Raw genomic sequence first — 19,381 nt, 5'->3', positions numbered from 1 at the left:
AATGACCGCGATAGACGCGATCCTGAATCCCAAGAGCGTTGCCGTCGTCGGGGCGTCGAACGATCCTCGGAAGCTGACGGGGCGTCCGATTGCCCATCTGCAGAGGCAGGGTTACGCCGGAACGATCTATCCGATCAATCCACGCTACGAGACCATTGCCGGTCTGAAGAGCTATGCCTGCGCCGCCGACTTGCCCGAGGCGCCCGACCTTGGCCTTGTTCTCGTCGGTGCGGGCCGCGTGGTCGAGGCCGTGCGTGATCTTTCGGTGCGGGGCACGAAGGCGGCTGTCGTGCTTGCCTCCGGCTTTGGCGAGGCGGGCGAAGAGGGTCGCCGTCGGCAGGCCGAACTGCGAGAAGCTGCGGGTGGGATGCGCATCCTCGGGCCGAATACCATTGGCCTTGTCAACCTGACCGACCGCATTCCGCTGACTGCGAGCGGCGCGATGGAGACCGACGATTTCCCTACCGGAAAAATTGCACTTCTGTCGCAAAGCGGCGGCATCCTGGGCTCGCTGCTGTCGCGCGCCGTGGCCCGCGGCATCGGTTTTTCGAAACTCGTGGCCACCGGCAATGAGGCAGATCTGGAGGTTTCCGACTTCCTCGACGCGCTGGCCGATGACGACAATACGTCGGTTGTCGCGATCTATCTCGAGACCATCCGCGATGTGACGAAGTTCCGGGCCGCCGCCACCCGGGTAATCACGGCCGGCAAGACGATCGTCGCTTATAAGGTAGGCCGTTCGGAATCCGGCGCTCGCTCCGCCGTATCGCATACCGGTGCGCTGGCGGGCGCAGACGAGGTCTATGATGCGCTCTTTGCGCAACTTGGGGTGATCCGTGCGCAGACCTTCGCAGATCTTCTCGACATTCCCGCAGCCCTCTCTCAGGGCCGGCGGATGGCTGGTAATCGTGTGGCAATCGTTACCTCGACCGGGGGGGCGGCGACTGTGGTAGCCGACAATGTAGGGCTATCGGGCCTCGATATCCCTGTGCCGGACAGGGAGACAGCTGAGAAGCTCCTGGCGCTGGACCTGGCGGAGGCGTCACTGGATCGTAACCCCATCGACGTGACACTGGCGGGGTTGCGGCCGGACCTTTTCCGCTCGATCCTCAGCATCATCACCGAAAGTTCGTCCTACGATGCGATCGTGATCGTCGTGGGCTCGTCCTCTATCGCGAAGCCCGATCTCGTGGCTGAGCCTGTGCTCGGCTCGCTTGACCTTACCGACAAGCCGATCCTTGCCTATGTCAGCCCGGACGCCCCGAACATCGTGCGTCATCTGAACCAGCGTGGCATCCCCGCCTTCGCCGCACCCGAAAGCTGTGCGTCCGCCTTGCGGGCATTGCTTCCTCGCCGCATGTCTGATGTCCCTCAGGCACGGTCACATCGGAATGTGGACTGCTCTGACATTCCCTCCGGAGCGCTGAATGAGGCACAGGCCAAAACGCTGTGCGCCCGCTTCGGCGTGCCGGTGACGCGCGAGATCGCCGCCGAAACGGCCGAGGCGGCGGCCGAAGCCGCGCGAGGTTTCAACGGTCCCGTGGTCGTCAAGATTCTGTCCAGCGAGATTCTGCACAAATCAGAATTCGGTGGCGTCGCGCTGAATGTCGATCCGTCCGATGTGCACAGGGTGTGCATGGACATGCTCGCCCGCGTCACCTCGGCCACGTCGGCCAAGGTCGACGGCTTCCTCGTGCAAGAGCAGGTCGTCGGCGGAGTGGAGATGATCCTCGGCTTCAACAGCGACCCGCAGCTCGGAGCCTATGTGCTCCTCGGCGCCGGCGGCGTGACGACCGAACTCTACCAGGATGTCGCGATCCGACTACTTCCGCTCACTCCCGACAGTGCCCGCAGCATGATCGAAGAGATCAGGTTCGGCGCGCTCCTCAAGGGCTACCGCGGGCGGCCCAAGGCCGATATCGACGCGCTTGTCGACACGATTCTGTCCTTCGGGGAAATGGCCGAAACGCTTAACGGCCGTCTGAAGGAAGCCGAGATCAATCCGGTCTTCGTTCTTCCCGAAGGGCAAGGCACGCGGGCAGGCGATAGCCTCATCGTCCTTGACTGACCCAGCAACTGCGGCCCGCCGAATGGTGATCCCGATCCGATCTCGCTACCAAAGCAGCCGCATCTCCTGGAGCAAACTCAATGTGTGGGGAATGCTTGACGAGCTTCCTCATTCTTCAAGCTGCATCTGGTCGCGTATCCATCCCAGGAACTTCATGAGCGGAGGAGAGGGCATGGTATTCTGCGGCCAGGTCAGGAAATAGCCCTCGCCGCTGTAACAGGTCTGCTCAAAAGGTGCGACAAGGCTGCCATTGTGCAATTGTCGCTTGACGAAGACCTTGACGGCAATCGCTACACCGCCGTCGAGCGACGCAGCCTCATAGGCCAAGGCTGAACTTTCGAAGCGCATCCCGGGATTGGCGTCCACGTTTGCTCCAACACGCTTGATCCAGGCCGCCCAGTCCGTTGGTCGCGCCATGGAATGGAGGAGACGCACACGTGAAAGATCGTTGGGATGTTCAAGTTTGTGCTGAAGGTGAAAGGCTGGCGAACAGATTGGAATGAGCTCGATGTCCGCGAGCTTTTCGCTGTGCAGACCAGGCCAATCGCCCTTACCCGCACGGATCGCCGCATCGAGATTCTGGGTTTCGAAGTCCACGGGTGCGATGGACGAGCTGAGCCGGACCTCGATCCGCGGATGGGCATCGTGGAAATGCGTCAGTCGAGGGATGAGCCAGCGCTGCGAAAAGGTGGTGTAGGACTGGATGGCAAGGATATCGCGCCGCCCTCGCCGTGAAACCAAACGGGATGCATTTCCGATATCCTGAAAGGCGCGGGCGACGCCGTCGTACAGTTGCTTTCCCTCGTCGGTGAGCTCAATCCCGCGATGCAATCGCTTGAACAGCGTCACTCCAAGATATTCTTCAAGCACCTTTACCTGCCGGCTGACCGCCACCTGGGACACATTCAGCTCTTCGGCAGCCAATGTGAGACTGCATAGCCGAGCAGCGACTTCAAAGGTTCGCAGGGGATTGAGAGGAGGATAGCTCGTGTGCATGTATTGCATTGGGTACTCTCGGAACCGGAAGCTTATCACGCAGACCCTCCAGCATTCAAAGAAAATGGTGGTAAAGTCGAGCCGTCAGGCTCGTTCGAGCGCAGTCGGATGAAGCGGAACAAATTGATTGAAGCGCAGGCGATGACCATCGCCAATGATGCAATCGATCAAGGGGCTTCGGTCAACGACAAATTGCGATCCGAACTAGAGGATTGCCGCGCATGCATGTGACCAACCGGCCCTGCCTCGGCCGCGCCGGGCGATCGAGGATCGTGCGCGCGACGAAGGGCGTCGCTCTCGCTGCGGCCGGCCGCCATGGCGCGCTGCGCGATGCTTTGGAACTCCGCCTCGAGGGGCTGGCTGGCAGTCGCTGCTGCGGTCTGGATAATCTTTCGGGGCGCTGCGGCGGGACGATCATTCGGGGATGTCCGGCTTCTCAACAATCGTGGGCTGATCGTCGGGCAGGGAACGGAGCGCCGAGCCTTGCCATGGGCCGCCCCTTCGAGGCGCATTCCCTATACTAGCTGGGAGACGGCGCGACCGTCGTTACCAAGTGATGCTCGTGAGCACGATGTAAAGCAACCACGCACCGATCGTGATTAAGGTGGCCGCCGTTAGAGCCCAAGTGATTTCGGAGGTGATGCGCTGGATTATTTTCATGGACTAAGATGCGCCATTTTCTGCGTAAAGTCGAACACAAAGATTTTTCTTTGAAAACTGAGCGCGCAACAACGGGCGCCGATTTAAAAAGCCGTCAGCCGAAGATTGGATCATCGGATAAATCATAGCCGAGTGATCGTTGCCGGTGAGGGTCTCTGCATCCGGTCTTGTTTCGGACATCTTTGACACCTATATGCCGGCTATCGATCGTGCTTGCGGTTGAACTTTGTTTCTCGCGCCAACCGCGCTTGTCGACGATCTTCCTCTCTCAAAATCGATCTCATCCGTTTGCCGCGCCTCATGCATGGCAAGCAATCATCAGTGAACGATGGAAGGAAATCGTCATGAACACTGGAACCGTGAAATTCTTCAACTCCACGAAAGGCTTCGGCTTTATCGAACTGGGCAATGGACAGCCGGACGTTTTCGTCCATATCTCGGCCGTCGAGCGCTCGGGAATGCAAACCCTCGTGGAAGGGCAGAAGGTCAGCTTCGACATCGTGAAGGACGACCGCAACGGCAAGAGCGCGGCCGAGAATTTGCAGGCGGCGTAAGGTCTTCTCTCCTGTCTGTGACCACGGATGTACTGGCACGGACTATCGGGGTAGAGCAGAAAGGCTGGGCTTGCGTCCGGCCTTTTGCTTTTTCAAAGAACCGGAAGGATGCAGACATCATGACCGGGACCGTTGCAAAAGACGATCTGATCCGGTCCAGGCGATCGAAAGCCGAAACCAAGGCGGAGACGACCGACCAGGCTGCGCGGGCAATCATCGAGGCTGAGACCGAGCGCCGTCAGGCCAAGTCCAAAAGACTTCGGCAAGCGCGGCTGGAAAGAGAAGCGCGACAGGCCACGGAGCCCAACCCGATTAAACCGAAAGCAAGAAGAAAGGGTCGGGAGGAAAGCGCTCCACCCGGCAGCTGACAGGTGCGACGTATTCTCCTGTGCGGCGACGTGTTCGGGCAGCGCTCGCTTCGATCCGAAACGACATCGGGGAACGGGAAGCGAAAGCGATTGTGGGATCAATCATGAGGGCGTGACGGCCACCCCACGGAAGGACGCTATTGCCCGCTTGGATTGCGGGAGGCAATTTAACGCGCGCTGGCGGGCGCTCCCCCAAATATGCCTCAAGCAAGTTGGATGTGCACCTGTCAGCGCAACCCATCATCTCCTATTCCGTGACCGCGGCGTCCTCGATCTCATCGAAGACGTTTATGGATCCACGCCAGACATCAGTTTGTTGAGCAACCCTGATGGCCTCCGACCTAGTTGTCAGAGGTACAGGAGAGGTACAAACGCGAAACCAGGGCAAAGGAAGGTTACGTCGGAAACTGCGACCAGTCCTAAAAAGACAAGTATTTCAAGGGTTTAATGTGGTTTCGGAGGACCGCTACCGCTACAGGCTCCGATTGTTCTCTCGGCTGCTTGCGGCATAGGTATGCTGTCCGCCAGGCCGGTTTGGGAGCCGGGAGCGGGCGGACAGCTTGGGGCAACAGATTTTGACGAGCCGGCAGCCGGGTTGGCACGGGAATTGTGGTGACTTGACGTTGATTGGACGCTGGTCATGAGGCCGTTCGATGGTAATCCGACGCTGGCGTCAAGCTTCGGCGGCCAGTACCTCGATTTCCACGCGGTAGGGACCCATAAGCTCGGAGCGTACGCAGACGCGGGCAGGTAGTGCCTCGCCGAAATGCTCCCGATAGACCTCGTTGAAGGCGTCATAATCGGACGGATCGGCGAGCCAAACCATGACCTTGACGACATGTTCCAGACCGAGTCCGAAGGCGGTCAATACACTCTTCACGTTGCCGATGGTTTGGTGCGTCTCAGGAACGATGCCTCCCGCCACCAGCGCCCCCTCGCTGGTCATCCCAACTTGGCCGGAAACAAAAAAAATGAATCCGTTGCAACGCACGGCCATAGAATAGGGCGGACCATTGCCCGACGAGACTGATTGGGCGGGAAAGCGCTCGATTTTCATTGTCTTGCCTTGGTTTGCGAGGATCACGGAACGCCCAGCACGAGCCGTGGCAGGGCTAGCGAGAGGCTGGGTACGAAGGTCGTCAAGAGAACCACGGGCAAATAGGCAAGGAATACGAAGACTAGCGTCGGCGTCAGCATCTTGGCCAACGGCACCTTGCCGATCAAGGCGGCGAAGTAGAGGATCGGCGCGGTCGGTGGCGTGATCAGTCCCATACCAAGATTGGTGGCGACGATCGCGGCAAACTGGATCGGATCGACTCCAGCATGGACCATGACCGGCATGAGCAGCGGCGATGCGAGCAGGATGCCGCTGACGTCCTCCATGAACATGCCGACGATCATCAGGAAGAGGTTGGCGAGCAGCAGCAGGATCACCGGATTCTCGCTCACTAGGAGAAAGCCCTCCATGATCTGCTGCGGTACATTCTCCAGCGTCCAGACGCGCCCGAGCATGGCGGCGAAGAAAATCAGCACCATCAGCACGCCTGTCGTCTGCCCGGCACGCCAGATTACCTCGCTCGTGTCGCGCCAGTTCATGTCGCGATAGATGTAGATTGAGACCGGTATAGCGTAGACGACGGCGACGGCCGCCGCTTCGGTCGGGGTGGTGATGCCGCCGTAGATAAAGCCGAGAATGATCAGAGGCATGGCGAGGCCAAAGCCGGCCCGTTTCGTGCGCCGCGCAAACTCTTGCATGACCTGCCGAGTGGTTGCCCTTTCAGGTGCGACAAGCGGCATGCGCCGCGTCAGCACGTAGTTCCAGCTTCCCAGCAACAGGCAAAGCAGGAGACCCGGCACAACAGGCGCCAGGAAGCAGGCGAGGATTGAGGTGCCTGTGACCCAGCCGAACAGGATCATCGAGGCGCTGGGCGGGATGAGCAAAGCCAGAACGGCCGAGGCCGAAACGAGTGCAGTTGCATAGGCACGGTCGTAACCTCGCTCTTCCATACGAGGGATCATGATTGTGCCGATCGCGGCGACAGCCGAGGAGGCCATGCCCGATATGGCGCCGAAGATGGCGGTCGCGATGATGACGACGATGCCGAGGCCGCCGCGCATGCGCCCGAACACGGTGTCGGCAAGGTCGACGAGGCGGCCGGCAATGCCGCCGCGGCTCATGATCCCTCCGGCGAGGATGTAGAGCGGAATCGCCACCAACACGATCGAGGAGAGCTTTGCATAGCCGGCTCCGACCAGGAAGCTGGCGTTGCCGAAGTCGCCCGTCAACACTAGGAACAGGACCGCGCCTGCAAAGCAGAGTGGGACTGGCACACCGATGATCAGCAAAACCGTCAGCAGCAGCGCGTCGATGAGGATCAGCGGGCTCATCGGCTTGTCTTACCGCGAAGCAGGTTCCAGCGGTCGAGAAGCTCAACCACGAAATAGAGCGTCATCAAGGTAAGGCCGAGCGGCATCACGCCATGCACCCAGGCGAGCGGAATGCCGGTCTCAAGCGACATGGTTCCGCGTCTGATCGTGAAGGCGAGGTACTGAAATGCCCACACCGTCATCCAGCCCGAGAGGACGACAGTCACCAAGCTGGAAAAGATGGCCATCGCGGTGCGCGCCTTGCCTTCGGGGAGGAAGAGCTCGACCAGGCTCGCTGAAATATGCCCACGCTCCCAAGCGCCGTGTGATGCACCGATAAAATAGAGATAGACGGCTACGAAGCTCGCCAGTTCCTCGATGCCGAACAGCGAGATGCCCACGACGTAGCGGGTGAAGACCTGCACCGTCACGAGGGCGGTGAGTGCCGCGCCGCAGACGAGCAGCACAAGGCGCTGCAGAATGAGCTTGGCGTTCCAGATCGCCAGACCGCGGCCCGAGAGAAAGTCCGGCGTATTGACACCTGCATGTATGCTGCCCGGTACTGCAACTGCGACGGTGGTTTCGTCTTCCTGCATCGCGTCTTGCCTCTCAGAAGAAGAATGGACCCGGCCGGGAGACTGCCGCCGGGTCCCAAGGGGCATCAATTGATGCCGAGGGAGGACTTCAACTGGCTGAGGGTTTCCTCGCCGAGCTCGCCGGCGATCTGCGGCCAAACGTCGGTACGCGCGACGCCTGCCAGCTTATCCAGCGTTGCGTCGTCGAAGGTCACTACCTCGATACCCGCCTGACGCATCGTGTCCAGATGTTTAGCGTCGGCCGCTTCGACCTGCTCGAAACGTTCCGAACTGACTTCCTGCGCCGCGTCGAGTAGGATCTTCTGGTCAGCCTCCGAGAGCGAGGCATACCTCTCCGAGTTGACGATGAACCAGTCGCCTTCAAAGTGGTCGTTATACTGGACCCAGGTCTTGGTGATGTCCTTGAACGATTCGAGCGCCATGCCGGCGGTGCCGCCGATCTGTCCGTCGACCACTCCGGTCTGCATGCCAGTATAGAGTTCGGCCCATGGCAGCGTGGCGGTGTTGAAGCCGAAGCGCTCCAGCAGGACCCTGTGTGTGACGCCGCCCGGCCAGACGCGGATCTTGAGGTTTCGCTTGAGTTCCGTGTCGGAGGGATTTGCGACCGCCCCGGCGAAGCCGGCGCCGCCCATGCCCTCGCCATAAACGCCGAGGGGCGTCAAGCCTTTGTCGGCGATTGCTTCGCTGACGATGTCGAATACCGCGCCGCCGGGCGACAGCGACTGTTTCGCCGTCTCGTAATTGGTGAAGGCGTAGGGAAACCAGGTGATGGCGAGTCGCTTGTCGTCAGCGGTTGCCAGCGGCTGCATGGCCATGTCGATCGCGCCCTGCATGACCTGCTCGTAGACCTCGGTCCAGTCGCCGAGTTGGCTGGCAGGATAGACCTTGACCTCGACGCGTCCTTCGGTTCGCTCCCCGACAAGCGTTGCGAATTTCTCTGCGGCCTGCGCGCCGTCCGAGCCTGGCTGTTTCAAGGTGGACAGGCGCAGCGTCTCGGCGTGCGCTGCCCCGGTAAGTAGAAGGGCTGTGACGGCCAGCAGCGTTGCGACTTTGCGATTGTTTTGTGTCATTGCGGTCTCCTCCACCGAGCTCTCAGCAGCGATTGCTTCTAATGTATGACCATACAAGTCATCGATTTGAAACTTGCACGATATCGATCCATCGTCAACCGGCCAATAATGTCATCTTTTTTCGCTTAACCCTTCTTTGCATGTCATGTTTTTATGAAATATGATTAATTGCATGATCTATTTGCGTGTGGCACAAAGCGTGCATGAGATTCGAGGATCAGCCAGTTCGCATGTTTGAGAAGACGAAGTTCGTAGCGGGTGACGTGCCAATCTACCGGCAGATCGCTGACCTGATTGCCGACGGCATTGTGCAGGGCAAGCTTACCGTCGGTGAACGGCTTCCGCCGCAGCGCGACATCGCGCGTATGGTCGGCGTCAATTTGACCACGATCACCCGTGCCTTCGCGGACTTGCAGGAGCGCGGGCTGGTGGAGAGTCGCGCCGGCAGAGGTTCGATCATCGCCGACCCCTCGGTGAACGCCAGCTTCAAGTCAGCGCCAGTTGAGGAGCAGGGCTTTATAGACTTGTCAGTCAACCGACCGGCCACAACTGGCTACCTTGAGGCTCTTGCGGCCCTGATGCCGCAGCTACCGCGCGACAAACGCTACACTTCGCTGCAGGACTTTCACGCGCCCGAAGGTCCGGGCTGGGCTCGAGAGGCGGTTGCCGACTGGTTGTCTCCCGCAGCCGGTATCAACGATCCGTCAAGAATCATCGTGACCAACGGAGCGCAGAACGGCCTCGCCTGCGTCCTCGGTGCCGTAGCACGGCAGGGCGATGCGATTTTGGCGGACGCGGTCACCTATCAGGGCATTGGCGCACTGTGCCGCTCGCTAGACCTCAACCTCAGGCCGGTTGCAATTGACCGCGATGGTATGCTGCCGGATGCGCTGGACAGGACCTGCAACGAGTTCAAGCCACGCGCGCTGTTCCTCGTGCCGACCCTGCACAATCCGACGACGATTACGCTGTCCTCCGAGCGCAAGTGCGAGCTTGCCGCAATCGCGCGCAAGCACGGCGTGCTGATCGTCGAGGACGACGTCTATCGTCCATTGAAAGCGGATGCGCCGCGCACTCTGGTGTCGTCCGACCCTGACATCACAGTCCATATCGGCGGCTTGTCGAAATGCGTCGCGCCGGGCTTGCGGTTCGGTGCCGTCCTAGCCCCCAGGGCGCTCGTGGCCGACATTGCGGCGATGCTTCGCATCAACTGCTGGAGCACCAGCCCGCTCAATGCGTTGATCGCGACACGGATGATCGAGGACGGCCACGTGGAGCGGATTGTTGCCGGTCAACGCGACGAGTTCGGCAGGCGTCAGGCGGTGGTTCGGGAAGTTCTGCATGACGTGAACATTTGGACAGATGACGTCGCGACACATTTCTGGCTGCACTTGCCAGAGCCTTGGCATGCGAACGCGTTCGCCCGCGCGGCCGCGCAGGCTGGCGTCGGCGTTCTTTCCGGCGAGGTCTTTGCGGTCGGCCGCGATTCGGTGCCGCACGCTGTACGAGTGAACGTTGGAGCGGCGCGCTCGCCGGAAGATCTCCGGCGCGCTTTGGAGAGCCTCCGGGACGTGCTGAAAGCGGACCGGCGCCTCTATGAAACGATGATCTGAGCAGCGGCGATGCAGGAAGCAACCGAAGTCGCGATTATCGGAGGTGGCGTCATCGGACTTGCCATAGCCCTGCAGCTTGCTACCGGCGGACGCGAGGTCATGGTCATCGAGCCGAACGAGCCCGGATCCGGCGCTTCCTACGGCAACGCCGGCACCATTGCCGACTACGCCGTCATTCCCGTCGGCACGCCGGCCGTTCTGCGCAACCTGCCGTCGCTGTTGTTCGACCGCGACAGCCCCCTCGCGATCCGCAGGTCCGCACTGCCAGCGCTGATGCCCTGGCTGTTGCGTTTCGCGTGGCAATCCCAGCCGGCCCAGGCGGCACGGAACGCGGCCAAACTGGCACGATTGCTTTCGGGGGCAAGTGAAGCGTGGCGTGAACTCGCCGGCGAGGCTGGCGCGACGGACCTCATGCGTCAGAACGGCTGCCTCTACCTCTATGCTTCTGCCGACGCCTTCCATGCTGCCGCGTCCGAGATCGCCCTGCGCAAACGGCACGGCATCGAGCAGGCGTTCCTGACTGCGGCCGAAGTTGCCGCGCTCGAACCTGGCCTGCCGGCATTCGAGGGTGGTGGCGTGTTCTTTCCGGATGCACTGCATCTCTCCGATCCCGGCGAGATGATGCGCCGGCTGGCGAACGCCGCAGCCTCCGCCGGCGTCCGCTTTCTCCGAACGAAAGCGGAAGCACTCGTGCGCACAGGCGCGGCCGTGCATCTGCGGATCGGTACCGGCGAGGTCTGGGCGCGTACGGTGGTCATTGCCGCAGGCGCACATTCCAAACAGCTTGCCGCGCAGGCGGGTGATCGTGTGCCGCTCGACACCGAGCGCGGCTACCATGTCGAGTTCGACATGGAACAGCCACCAGTGTCGCGCCCTGTCTGCCCGACGGCGCGGGGCTTCTATCTCGTCCCCATGCAGCACAGGCTGCGTGTCGCGGGTACGGTTGAACTCGGCGGGCTGACCGCTCCGCCTGATCCACGTCGCATTGCGCTTCTGGAGCGCGGTGCGCGGGAACTACTTCCGTCGCTGGGCTCACCGGCACGAACATGGCTGGGCTTTCGGCCGTCGATGCCGGATTCGGTCCCGGTTATCAGGCCGTCCCGGGGTGGCGATAACGTCATCCTCGCATTTGGCCATGGACATCTCGGCCTAACCCTCGCGCCCGCGACTGCTCGAATCGTCGCTGACCTTGTAACTGGAAGGACCGATCCGGCGAATCTTGTTGCATTCTCGAATTGACAGCGCCAAACCACCGGTGCCTGGCAACAAGTGAACATTGGCAGCAGAACCTGCACCATCGAAGCACTAAAAAATGTTCGCGAAGAGTATCCGCTCTAGGTTGCTGCAGAGTAAGTCCTCCACGGCTGTCATAAGGGCTCTTCGCCGTCGTCAGGACGGGGGCCGTCATCGAACTGTCAGGTTTTGAGCGCGACTTGCGACCAGCTGCCCAGCCCAACTGGAAAGATCAGCAACCTGTTCTGAGAGCCAAAGCGGCCATCCACGATGCGCCGCGAATGACCGCTCGGTTTGAGATCTCTGTACGCTCGGCCAAGAGTAGCGCATCCTCTACGTCGATGCCAAGATAGCGAACGGTGTTCTCGCTCTTGGAGTGACCGAGCAAGATCTGGATGGCGCGAAGATTTCCTGTCGCCTTATGACCCATATTAAATCTCCTCGGCCTTGATTGGCCGATGGAGCAACGCGGGACTGGTTGTCGATCGTCGAATTGCAATTTTATTCAATAGGTGATGCTGGTGAGAACCATGTAAAGAATCATGGCGGCCACGCCCCCGACCATCAGTATCAGCAGCCAGAGCGACGGTTCCGTCCTTATTCGATCAAGATGTCTCATTGGATGTTGCCTGTTCGGGTCGGACGCTAGCGCCTCAGATCAGCCGGTTGTCCTCGGCGGTTTGACGGGCGCGGCGGCGGGTACCGTCGGTGTCTGATTTCCGATGCCTCTCCTTTGCAGCCTTGCGGATCTGCTCAAAACGGTTCTCTTCGCTTTGGTCAGACGCAGGCTGAGGCTCGGTTTTCTTTACGAAGGTGATCATCAATCGCACTCCTTGTTCCGTTGATCGGACATGTGCGCCGGGGCAGATGTCCCGGCGGTGGCCGTTTCAATTCTGGCGGGATTCAGGCAGCGAGAGCCACCGCGCAGGCTTCGGCGCCGCGCCTGTCAGGGCTGGTCTGTCCGGGCATCGTCGCCCAGCCACCTGCCTCGATGAACTGCCGCTTGGCCGAGGTGCTGGTTATCGCCTTCAATTCGACCAGGCGTGCAGCCGAGTTGGGCGCAGCATTGAAGCGCTCGACGCAGATCTCACTTGCCAGTTCGCCACGCGCCGCAATTCCCGCCGTCGAGACAAGGTCGCGCGATGTGCCGCCGGTGACCCAGCCGCCCCACGTAAATCCGACAATCATGGTGGCAACAGCCGCCCCGGCACACGCCCAGACGAGCGTCGACTTTGTCGGCTGGTAGTCGTCCCAGCGTTGGGTGATCGATTTCTTGCTATTGCTTTGCATGGCCATGGAAATATTCCTTCCTGATTGCTGTTGAGGATCGACCTTTCGGCCACGGTGACCGAATGGCTCCGGCATTGCTCAGTATCCCATTCCGCCCATGCTCCCGCCGTTACCGGCTGGGGTCGCATCCTTCGGCGGTATATCGGCTATCATCGCCTCGGCGGTGATCAGCAGGGCCGCGATCGACCCGGCGTCCTGCAAGGCGGTGCGTACAACCTTGGCGGGGTCGACGATGCCGGCCTTGATCATGTCCACATAGGATTCGGTCTGCGCATCGAAGCCCTGGTTGCGGTCTTTGCCGTCTGTCAGCTTGCCGATGACGATCGAGCCCTCGACGCCGACATTTTCGGCAATCTGCCGGATCGGGGCCTCGAGCGCCCTGAGCACGATCGAGATGCCTGCGGTGACGTCGGCATTGCCGCCGGTCAGCGTGGCCAGGGCAGTCCTGGCGCGCAGCAGCGCCACGCCTCCACCGGGAACGATGCCTTCCTCGACCGCCGCGCGTGTCGCGTTGAGTGCATCGTCGATGCGGTCCTTCTTTTCCTTGACCTCGGTTTCGGTCGCACCACCAACGCGGATCACCGCGACGCCGCCAGCGAGTTTGGCGAGCCGCTCCTGGAGCTTCTCCTTGTCATAGTCCGAGGTCGTTTCCTCGATCTGCGCCTTGACCTGGGCAATGCGGGCGGTGATGCCGGCCTTGTCGCCGGCGCCGTCGATCACCGTGGTCGTGTCCTTGTCGATGACGACGCGCTTGGCCCGGCCGAGCATGTCGAGTACGACGTTCTCGAGCTTGATGCCGAGGTCCTCCGAGATCATCTGGCCGGCGGTCAGCACGGCGATGTCCTCTAGCATGGCCTTGCGGCGGTCGCCGAAGCCCGGAGCTTTGACAGCGGCGACCTTCAGGCCGCCGCGCAACTTGTTGACGACCAGCGTGGCGAGTGCCTCGCCCTCGACATCCTCGGAGATGATCAGCAGCGGCTTGCCGCTCTGCACCACCGCTTCGAGGATCGGCAGCATGGCCTGAAGATTGCCGAGCTTCTTCTCGTGGATGAGGATGTAGCAATCCTCAAGCTCCACGCGCATCTTCTCGGGATTGGTGACGAAGTAGGGCGAGAGATAGCCGCGATCGAACTGCATGCCCTCGACGACATCGAGTTCGGTTTCCGCCGACTTCGCTTCCTCAACTGTGATGACGCCCTCATTGCCAACCTTGTCCATGGCTCTGGCGATCATCTCGCCGACGGTTGCGTCGCCATTGGCCGCAATCGTGCCGACCTGCGCGATCTCGCCGGAAGACTTGACCTTGCTGGCGCGCGCCTGGATTTCCTTGACGACGGCGGCGACGCCCAGGTCGATGCCGCGCTTCAGATCCATCGGGTTCATACCGGCTGCGACCAGTTTAGCGCCTTCGCGCAGGATGGAAGCGGCGAGCACGGTCGCCGTGGTGGTGCCGTCGCCTGCAAGGTCGTCGGTCTTCGAGGCCACTTCGCGCACCATTTGCGCGCCCATGTTCTCGAACTTGTCGGAAAGCTCGATCTCCTTGGCGACGGTCACACCGTCCTTGGTGATGCGCGGCGCGCCATAGGCCTTGTCGATGACGACGTTGCGCCCTTTCGGACCGAGCGTCACCTTGACGGCGTTGTTGAGCAATTCGACGCCGCGCAGCATGCGGTCGCGCGCGTCGGTGGAGAATTTGATTTCCTTGGCAGACATGATGCTCGTCCAGTTCGATGTTGAGATGCGGGATCGGAGATCGACGGTCAGGCCACTTTTCTTTTGGCCGTCTCGGTTTTCTCGACGATGCCCATGATGTCGGCCTCCTTCACAATCAGAAGCTCTTCGCCATCGATCCTGACCTCGGTGCCGGACCATTTGCCGAACAGGATGAAGTCGCCGGCCTTGACGTCGAGCGGGATTAGCTTTCCGTTGTCGTCACGCAAACCGGGGCCGACGGCTATCACTTTGCCTTCCTGGGGCTTTTCCTTCGCCGTATCGGGAATGATGATCCCGCCCTTGGACGTCAAATCGCCGTCCGCGCGTCGAATGACGACACGATCGTGGAGTGGTCGGAATTTCATTGGATTCTTTCTGAGATCGGCGCTTAGGGCGACCACTTCTTCAATGTAGCGCCTTTGGCACTCGAATGATAGGAGTGCCAGAATTTATTATTGAGAGCGCGATAATATCGAACTCAGTAATTTCTGGTCGCACTCTCGTATTTTTCTGGTGCATAGGATTCTTTTTCTCAACGAAAACTTTATTCGAATGCAGGGATTCGGGGCGTTCAGGGCCGGACTGTAAATAAAATGGGACAGCGCCTTGTTTGGAGCAAGATTGAAGCGTATCTATAAGGCACGTTGATTTGGCCGATTTGGCTTCGCGGTGTCAGAGACTTCGACCCGCCATTCACCACCCAGATTCTCGACAGCATGTGCATAGCGCCAATCGGGCGCGCATGCCGCCCGTTCGAACCTTGGAATGAACCCGGCGCTGACCACGGATGTACTGGCAGCATCGGGATTGTTCCGGTTCGGATGGGAATAATGCAGGCGGCGCATCCGCGTGCTCCTGCGGAGGCATCTGACCATGACCATCCGTACCACGCAGACCGTCGTCCGGTTCTCCTCGCCCTTCCAGTTGCCTGGCTTCGACGCCCTGCAGCCTGCAGGCGATTATCGCGTCGACCAGGACGAGGAGCTGATCGAGGTCTTGTCCCGTCTTGCCTGGCGACGTGTCGGCGCCTTTGTCCACCTGCCGGCCATCGGCATGAGTGGTCAGACGCATCAGATGGTGCCGATCGGCCCCGCCGATCTCGAAGCAGCACTTGAAAAGGACCAACAGCAGCCATGACCTCTACGAGCCCTATCCGGCATACCGCCCGCCCGATCCGGCGCGAGGCCCCGACGCATCTCTTTGCGATCGGGCAGAGCGTCCGCCTGAAGGGCGGTTTTGGAAGATCGGTCTTGCCCGCCGACATCTACCACGTGACCGCCACGCTGCCGCCTACGGGCGATTCACCCCAATACCGCATCCGCAATGACGACGAACGTTTTGAGCGGGTGACGACGCAGGACAGTCTCGAGCCGGTAGGCATGTCGCGGTCCGGTGGCGGCGCAACTCTCATCGAAAGGACGTTTGGCCATGGCCAAGGGACAGAAACGAAGCAATCGCGAGATTAGAAAGCCGAAGCAGGAAAAGGCTCCGCCCAAGCCTGAAAGCACCTTTGGCAACCAGATCAAGCTCGCCACGGACGTCAACGCCCCACGTGGCAAAGGCAAGAGCTGACGGCAATGACGCTTCTGCGGAACGAAGAAGGATGGCGATGCGGATCGTAATCGAATTCTACCGCACGCGGGGCACCGACGACGCGCATGCCGTCGTCGGTCGCGAGACCATGGAGGCCGCGGATCTCGATGACGCAATGGAAGTCGCGCGGCAGCTTTCGCAGACCCTCGACATGCCGCAGCGACCGGACGCCATGACGATCACCGACGCGACCGGCACGACGCTCTATTCCGGCGTCATCGTCGCCAAAGCGATGAACGAAAAAAGGCTATGACCATGAAAGCTCGCGGCGACAAAACCGAACATATGCGCAATCTTCTCGCAATCAGTGTTTGGGAGAATGAAGGCGGCGCTGTCGGTCGCCACGCCCTGGACGAGCAATACGGCCGTCGCATCGAAACGGATCGCTCCTGGACCGTCTACCATGTCTCCAGTGGTGTTCCTGCGAGGGCAGGGGGCAGAACATGACCAACCTCAATCGGGGCGACCCAACCGAAGGCATGCTGTCCCTGAACCGTCGCAACCAGAGACGTCACATGGCTCAGGGCGGCCTCCTGCCACGCACACCGATCGAACGATCTCCAATCGAGGATTGCGAGTCGTGACGTTGGAGTTCCCCAATAGAAGCCGCAGCTTCGATGAAGCGCGCGATGCCGTTCGGTTCATCGGCCATGACGGCATGTTCGAGGTGCCGTTCTTTGTTGAGACTGCCGCCCTGCATCGAGCTGTCACGACGTCACGGTCCGAAGCGGATTTCCTCTCCGCTTTCGACGCAGCGCGCAGTTCGATCCACGATATCGCACGCAAAGCCTATTCGCGCGGGCGCCGGCCGTCCTACACTCTGACCGTCGCGGATTTCCGCTAGGGGCGGCTCGCGATGCTGATCCGCTACGGCTACGAGATCACTTTGACCTGCCAGCAGCGGACGGCGTTGGTATGTCTGCTTTCGGTCCACGAGGATCGGGCCGCGGACATAAGGGTTCCCGAGACGACATTCACCACTCCCGACGTTGCGGTATCGACCTACCGGGACCTTTTCGGCAACCGGTGCCGGCGGCTCGTTGCGCCGGTGGGTGACCTGACGATGTGGGGCGACGCCACGATCGAGGACGACGGCGCGCTCGACCGGATTGTGCCGGGCGCCAGGGAAATGCCGGTGCCGGAATTACCCGACCATTGCCTCGTCTACCTGATGGGCAGCCGTTACTGCGAGACCGACCGTCTGAGCCAGATGGCATGGGACACCTTCGGCGCGCTCACACCTGGCTGGAACCGGGTGCAAGCGATCTGCGACTTCGTCCACAACCATATCCGCTTCGACTACATGCAGGCGCGGTCGACGCGGACGGCTTTCGAGACCTTCCACGAACGCGTCGGTGTCTGTCGCGATTTTGCGCATCTCGCCGTAACGTTGTGCCGCTGCCTCAACATCCCCGCGCGCTACGTCAACGGCCATCTCGGCGACATCGGGGTTCCGGTTGCCGATCCGATGGATTTCAGCGCATGGATGGAGGTCTTCCTCGATGGCGCCTGGCATACGTTCGATCCTCGCAACAATGCGCCGCGGATCGGCAGGATTGTTGTCGCACGCGGCCGCGACGCGGCCGACATCCCGCTCATCAATTCCTTCGGACCACATGTCCTGAAGTCGTTTCGCGTCTGGACGTACGAGGTGCAAGCTCCGAGTTCGTAACAGTTTTGTCGCAGCCGAATTTTTGTTCGCGACGCGGACGCGTAAATCGGTGCGAGATACGGACTTAGGCCGATGTTGGACGACAATTGACCACGTAACCCTGACCGGTACTTTCATTTGGAAGGTCCGGAAGATCAGAGTCCCCCTCGATAAGATGAAGGTCGGTCATCCACACCAGCTTGATCATCCATGCGCTTCCTTTATTTGATGGATCGATCCAATGCGTGGAAGGTCGATAGCCGGGCCCGGTTCATGGCTCCACGCGCTCAGCTCCGCGCCGCCGCGAACCAGAACCCCGCGCATAGCGTCAGCGAGCCGATGAAGATCGCAGCCAGAACCGCGCCGTAGCCACCACTTGCCTGCCAGAGCAGCGCCGCGCCGAGGGGCGCGAGCGCGGTCATGATGTTCATCGGCGCGACGAGCGAGCCATTGACCGCGCCATAGCCGTCCCGTGTCACCATTTCCGGCACGGCCATGCCGCGCACGATGGTGATCATGCCGTTCGCCGCGCCATAAAAGGCGGCGACTCCCGCGACGACGAGGACTTCGGGTCGGGCGAAGGCAAACCCGATCACGGCCAGTGGAAAGACCACGACGACGACCGAGCCAACCGACCGCACCGGGGCTTCGGCTGCGAAGGCGCGGATCAGGATGCGGCCCACGACCTGTGCCGGACCGATGACCGTCAGGACGAGCACCGCGCCGGCCGAATCCAGGCCGCGTTCGAGCAACAGCGGAAAGAAGTGATAGGTCAGCGACGAAAAGGCGAAAGCATAGGACACCCAGGCGAGCATCAGGCCCCAGTAGGACGGTTTGCGCATAGCGGCTGCGACTGCTGCGCGTCCCACCGCCGGCGGGGTCTCGTCGGGCTCGGCAGCCCTGATTGGGGCGTCGCGCGAAGGGTCGATGACCAGCAGATAGAGCCCGCCGCAGACAAGGATGTTCACCCCCGCCATGACGAGCAGCGCGCCGCGCCAGCCCTGCGTCTCGATCAGGAACTGAATGACGGGGATAAAGACGGTGCTGGCGAACCCGCCCCACAGTGTCAGCGCCGTGATGCCCTTGCGGGCATCGAGCGGACCGACGCGGCGCGCGATGACGGCAAATGCGGGCTCGTAGAGCGTGGCGGCCTGCATGCAGCCGAGTGCAGCAAGTACGATGTAGAATGCGACAAGGCTCTCCACGTGCGACCAGGCAGCCAAAAGGATTCCCGCCAGGATCGACGCTCCGGACATCAGCCGCCGCCCATGGCCGCGGTCGATCGCGGCGCCGACCGGATAGGCCGCAAGTCCCGCGAGCAGCATGCCGAAGGTGGCTGCGCCATAGAGCGTCGGCTTCGACCAGCCAAGATCGGCTCGCATCGCTTCGGCAATCAGGGGGAAGCCATAAAACAGCGTCCCCCACGAACAGATCTGGGCGGCACCGAGCGCGCTGATGAACCAGCCTGACGCAGCAGGTATGGATGAAGCCTTCACGCCGCGCTCTGGCAGCAGGTGGCCTTGGCTGGAACAGGTTCGATAGTCGTTGAAGCACAGCCACATCCGGCCTCGCCGTTGGCCTTTGCTATCGCGCCGTCGACGCAGCATGC

23 protein-coding genes and 1 pseudogene are annotated in these 19,381 nt (G+C 61.1%); 13 read left to right on the top strand and 11 right to left on the bottom strand.

Annotation, left to right across the window (positions count from 1 at the left end):
• Position 1 precedes the first annotated feature (1 nt).
• Positions 2–2,068 carry an acetate--CoA ligase family protein gene (locus tag NUU27_RS03120; RefSeq protein ID WP_257760590.1) on the top strand — a complete coding sequence of 689 codons (2,067 nt, stop codon included), beginning with the start codon at positions 2–4 and terminating at the stop codon, positions 2,066–2,068.
• Positions 2,069–2,176: 108 nt separating this feature from the next.
• Here NUU27_RS03120 and gcvA read toward each other — a convergent pair whose 3' ends face one another.
• Positions 2,177–3,064 (bottom strand): transcriptional regulator GcvA, encoded by an 888-nt coding sequence (gcvA, locus tag NUU27_RS03115; RefSeq protein WP_257760683.1) that lies wholly within the window; start codon positions 3,062–3,064, stop codon positions 2,177–2,179.
• Here gcvA and NUU27_RS03110 point away from each other — a divergent pair.
• From NUU27_RS03110 to NUU27_RS03100, 3 genes are all read left to right on the top strand, one after another.
• A complete protein-coding gene (locus NUU27_RS03110; RefSeq protein WP_257760589.1) occupies positions 3,059–3,295 on the top strand; it encodes a hypothetical protein in 237 nt (78 codons plus the stop codon). The two genes, gcvA and NUU27_RS03110, sit on opposite strands and share 6 nt — an antisense overlap.
• A 773-nt stretch (positions 3,296–4,068) precedes the next feature.
• Entirely contained in the window at positions 4,069–4,278 is a 210-nt protein-coding gene (locus tag NUU27_RS03105; RefSeq protein WP_257760588.1) for a cold-shock protein, read from the top strand.
• A 119-nt stretch (positions 4,279–4,397) separates the two neighbouring features.
• The gene (locus tag NUU27_RS03100) at positions 4,398–4,646 is read left to right on the top strand and encodes a hypothetical protein (protein ID WP_257760587.1); all 249 of its coding nucleotides are present in this window, start codon (positions 4,398–4,400) and stop codon (positions 4,644–4,646) included.
• A gap of 673 nt (positions 4,647–5,319) precedes the next feature.
• Here the strand turns inward: NUU27_RS03100 and NUU27_RS03095 are convergent.
• The 4 genes from NUU27_RS03095 to dctP all read right to left on the bottom strand — a co-directional run bounded on the left by NUU27_RS03095 (position 5,320) and on the right by dctP (position 8,694).
• Positions 5,320–5,703: a RidA family protein gene (locus tag NUU27_RS03095; protein ID WP_257760586.1), complete on the bottom strand. Its 384-nt coding sequence runs from the start codon at positions 5,701–5,703 to the stop codon at positions 5,320–5,322.
• Between the two features lie 23 nt (positions 5,704–5,726).
• A complete protein-coding gene (locus tag NUU27_RS03090; RefSeq protein WP_257760585.1) occupies positions 5,727–7,034 on the bottom strand; it encodes a TRAP transporter large permease in 1,308 nt (435 codons plus the stop codon).
• A complete protein-coding gene (locus NUU27_RS03085) occupies positions 7,031–7,609 on the bottom strand; it encodes a TRAP transporter small permease (RefSeq protein ID WP_257760584.1) in 579 nt (192 codons plus the stop codon). The genes NUU27_RS03090 and NUU27_RS03085 overlap by 4 nt, the downstream gene beginning before the upstream one ends.
• 65 nt (positions 7,610–7,674) lie before the next feature.
• On the bottom strand, positions 7,675–8,694 hold the full coding sequence (dctP, locus tag NUU27_RS03080; RefSeq protein WP_257760583.1) for a TRAP transporter substrate-binding protein DctP: 1,020 nt from the start codon (positions 8,692–8,694) through the stop codon (positions 7,675–7,677).
• Positions 8,695–8,909: 215 nt separating this feature from the next.
• On the opposite strand from dctP, the gene NUU27_RS03075 reads away from it, so the two are divergent.
• Positions 8,910–10,292, top strand: coding sequence for a PLP-dependent aminotransferase family protein (locus NUU27_RS03075; RefSeq protein WP_257760582.1), 1,383 nt, complete (start codon positions 8,910–8,912; stop codon positions 10,290–10,292).
• 9 nt (positions 10,293–10,301) lie between these two features.
• The gene (locus NUU27_RS03070) at positions 10,302–11,531 is read left to right on the top strand and encodes an FAD-binding oxidoreductase (RefSeq protein WP_257760581.1); all 1,230 of its coding nucleotides are present in this window, start codon (positions 10,302–10,304) and stop codon (positions 11,529–11,531) included.
• A 292-nt stretch (positions 11,532–11,823) separates the two neighbouring features.
• On the opposite strand, the pseudogene NUU27_RS03065 reads toward NUU27_RS03070, so the two are convergent.
• The 5 genes and pseudogenes from NUU27_RS03065 to groES all read right to left on the bottom strand — a co-directional run.
• Positions 11,824–11,949, bottom strand: a pseudogene (locus tag NUU27_RS03065) (integrase); the annotation flags it as partial.
• Positions 11,950–12,178: 229 nt separating this feature from the next.
• Complete coding sequence (locus tag NUU27_RS03060; RefSeq protein WP_257760580.1) at positions 12,179–12,346, bottom strand: hypothetical protein; 168 nt, start codon at positions 12,344–12,346, stop codon at positions 12,179–12,181.
• 82 nt (positions 12,347–12,428) lie between these two features.
• On the bottom strand, positions 12,429–12,821 hold the full coding sequence (locus NUU27_RS03055) for a hypothetical protein (protein WP_257760579.1): 393 nt from the start codon (positions 12,819–12,821) through the stop codon (positions 12,429–12,431).
• 72 nt (positions 12,822–12,893) lie between these two features.
• Entirely contained in the window at positions 12,894–14,528 is a 1,635-nt protein-coding gene (groL, locus tag NUU27_RS03050) for a chaperonin GroEL (protein WP_257760578.1), read from the bottom strand.
• 47 nt (positions 14,529–14,575) lie between these two features.
• Positions 14,576–14,893 (bottom strand): co-chaperone GroES, encoded by a 318-nt coding sequence (gene groES, locus NUU27_RS03045; RefSeq protein WP_257760682.1) that lies wholly within the window; start codon positions 14,891–14,893, stop codon positions 14,576–14,578.
• A 508-nt stretch (positions 14,894–15,401) separates the two neighbouring features.
• Between groES and NUU27_RS03040 the strand changes: the two genes are divergently transcribed.
• The 7 genes from NUU27_RS03040 to NUU27_RS03015 all read left to right on the top strand — a co-directional run bounded on the left by NUU27_RS03040 (position 15,402) and on the right by NUU27_RS03015 (position 17,793).
• Positions 15,402–15,665: a hypothetical protein gene (locus NUU27_RS03040; RefSeq protein ID WP_257760577.1), complete on the top strand. Its 264-nt coding sequence runs from the start codon at positions 15,402–15,404 to the stop codon at positions 15,663–15,665.
• On the top strand, positions 15,662–15,994 hold the full coding sequence (locus tag NUU27_RS25475; protein ID WP_308219951.1) for a hypothetical protein: 333 nt from the start codon (positions 15,662–15,664) through the stop codon (positions 15,992–15,994). Before NUU27_RS03040 ends, NUU27_RS25475 begins: the two co-directional genes overlap by 4 nt.
• A complete protein-coding gene (locus tag NUU27_RS03035; RefSeq protein WP_257760576.1) occupies positions 15,957–16,100 on the top strand; it encodes a hypothetical protein in 144 nt (47 codons plus the stop codon). Before NUU27_RS25475 ends, NUU27_RS03035 begins: the two co-directional genes overlap by 38 nt.
• 37 nt (positions 16,101–16,137) lie before the next feature.
• Positions 16,138–16,374 carry a hypothetical protein gene (locus NUU27_RS03030; protein ID WP_257760575.1) on the top strand — a complete coding sequence of 79 codons (237 nt, stop codon included), beginning with the start codon at positions 16,138–16,140 and terminating at the stop codon, positions 16,372–16,374.
• On the top strand, positions 16,371–16,568 hold the full coding sequence (locus NUU27_RS03025; protein WP_257760574.1) for a hypothetical protein: 198 nt from the start codon (positions 16,371–16,373) through the stop codon (positions 16,566–16,568). The genes NUU27_RS03030 and NUU27_RS03025 overlap by 4 nt, the downstream gene beginning before the upstream one ends.
• 133 nt (positions 16,569–16,701) lie before the next feature.
• Entirely contained in the window at positions 16,702–16,965 is a 264-nt protein-coding gene (locus NUU27_RS03020; RefSeq protein ID WP_257760573.1) for a DUF1488 domain-containing protein, read from the top strand.
• Positions 16,966–16,977: 12 nt separating this feature from the next.
• Positions 16,978–17,793: a transglutaminase family protein gene (locus NUU27_RS03015; protein ID WP_257760572.1), complete on the top strand. Its 816-nt coding sequence runs from the start codon at positions 16,978–16,980 to the stop codon at positions 17,791–17,793.
• A 266-nt stretch (positions 17,794–18,059) separates the two neighbouring features.
• Here NUU27_RS03015 and NUU27_RS03010 read toward each other — a convergent pair whose 3' ends face one another.
• On the bottom strand, positions 18,060–19,379 hold the full coding sequence (locus tag NUU27_RS03010) for an MFS transporter (protein ID WP_257760571.1): 1,320 nt from the start codon (positions 19,377–19,379) through the stop codon (positions 18,060–18,062).
• Positions 19,380–19,381: the final 2 nt, after the last annotated feature.

The sequence above is a fragment of the Nitratireductor sp. ZSWI3 genome, assembly GCF_024655565.1.
Classification (GTDB): domain Bacteria; phylum Pseudomonadota; class Alphaproteobacteria; order Rhizobiales; family Rhizobiaceae; genus Nitratireductor.
This window is presented reverse-complemented; position numbering and strand designations above follow the sequence as displayed.

What these genes read in the sequence shown, in the direction of transcription:
- NUU27_RS03120 (WP_257760590.1), top strand. Translation starts at nt 2, where the DNA reads ATGACCGCGATAGACGCGATCCTGAATCCCAAGAGCGTTGCCGTCGTC.
- gcvA (WP_257760683.1), bottom strand. Translation starts at nt 3,064, where the DNA reads ATGCACACGAGCTATCCTCCTCTCAATCCCCTGCGAACCTTTGAAGTC.
- NUU27_RS03105 (WP_257760588.1), top strand. Translation starts at nt 4,069, where the DNA reads ATGAACACTGGAACCGTGAAATTCTTCAACTCCACGAAAGGCTTCGGC.
- NUU27_RS03100 (WP_257760587.1), top strand. Translation starts at nt 4,398, where the DNA reads ATGACCGGGACCGTTGCAAAAGACGATCTGATCCGGTCCAGGCGATCG.
- NUU27_RS03095 (WP_257760586.1), bottom strand. Translation starts at nt 5,703, where the DNA reads ATGAAAATCGAGCGCTTTCCCGCCCAATCAGTCTCGTCGGGCAATGGT.
- NUU27_RS03090 (WP_257760585.1), bottom strand. Translation starts at nt 7,034, where the DNA reads ATGAGCCCGCTGATCCTCATCGACGCGCTGCTGCTGACGGTTTTGCTG.
- NUU27_RS03085 (WP_257760584.1), bottom strand. Translation starts at nt 7,609, where the DNA reads ATGCAGGAAGACGAAACCACCGTCGCAGTTGCAGTACCGGGCAGCATA.
- NUU27_RS03075 (WP_257760582.1), top strand. Translation starts at nt 8,910, where the DNA reads ATGTTTGAGAAGACGAAGTTCGTAGCGGGTGACGTGCCAATCTACCGG.
- NUU27_RS03070 (WP_257760581.1), top strand. Translation starts at nt 10,302, where the DNA reads ATGCAGGAAGCAACCGAAGTCGCGATTATCGGAGGTGGCGTCATCGGA.
- NUU27_RS03060 (WP_257760580.1), bottom strand. Translation starts at nt 12,346, where the DNA reads ATGATCACCTTCGTAAAGAAAACCGAGCCTCAGCCTGCGTCTGACCAA.
- NUU27_RS03055 (WP_257760579.1), bottom strand. Translation starts at nt 12,821, where the DNA reads ATGGCCATGCAAAGCAATAGCAAGAAATCGATCACCCAACGCTGGGAC.
- groL (WP_257760578.1), bottom strand. Translation starts at nt 14,528, where the DNA reads ATGTCTGCCAAGGAAATCAAATTCTCCACCGACGCGCGCGACCGCATG.
- groES (WP_257760682.1), bottom strand. Translation starts at nt 14,893, where the DNA reads ATGAAATTCCGACCACTCCACGATCGTGTCGTCATTCGACGCGCGGAC.
- NUU27_RS03040 (WP_257760577.1), top strand. Translation starts at nt 15,402, where the DNA reads ATGACCATCCGTACCACGCAGACCGTCGTCCGGTTCTCCTCGCCCTTC.
- NUU27_RS25475 (WP_308219951.1), top strand. Translation starts at nt 15,662, where the DNA reads ATGACCTCTACGAGCCCTATCCGGCATACCGCCCGCCCGATCCGGCGC.
- NUU27_RS03035 (WP_257760576.1), top strand. Translation starts at nt 15,957, where the DNA reads ATGGCCAAGGGACAGAAACGAAGCAATCGCGAGATTAGAAAGCCGAAG.
- NUU27_RS03030 (WP_257760575.1), top strand. Translation starts at nt 16,138, where the DNA reads ATGCGGATCGTAATCGAATTCTACCGCACGCGGGGCACCGACGACGCG.
- NUU27_RS03025 (WP_257760574.1), top strand. Translation starts at nt 16,371, where the DNA reads ATGACCATGAAAGCTCGCGGCGACAAAACCGAACATATGCGCAATCTT.
- NUU27_RS03015 (WP_257760572.1), top strand. Translation starts at nt 16,978, where the DNA reads ATGCTGATCCGCTACGGCTACGAGATCACTTTGACCTGCCAGCAGCGG.
- NUU27_RS03010 (WP_257760571.1), bottom strand. Translation starts at nt 19,379, where the DNA reads ATGCTGCGTCGACGGCGCGATAGCAAAGGCCAACGGCGAGGCCGGATG.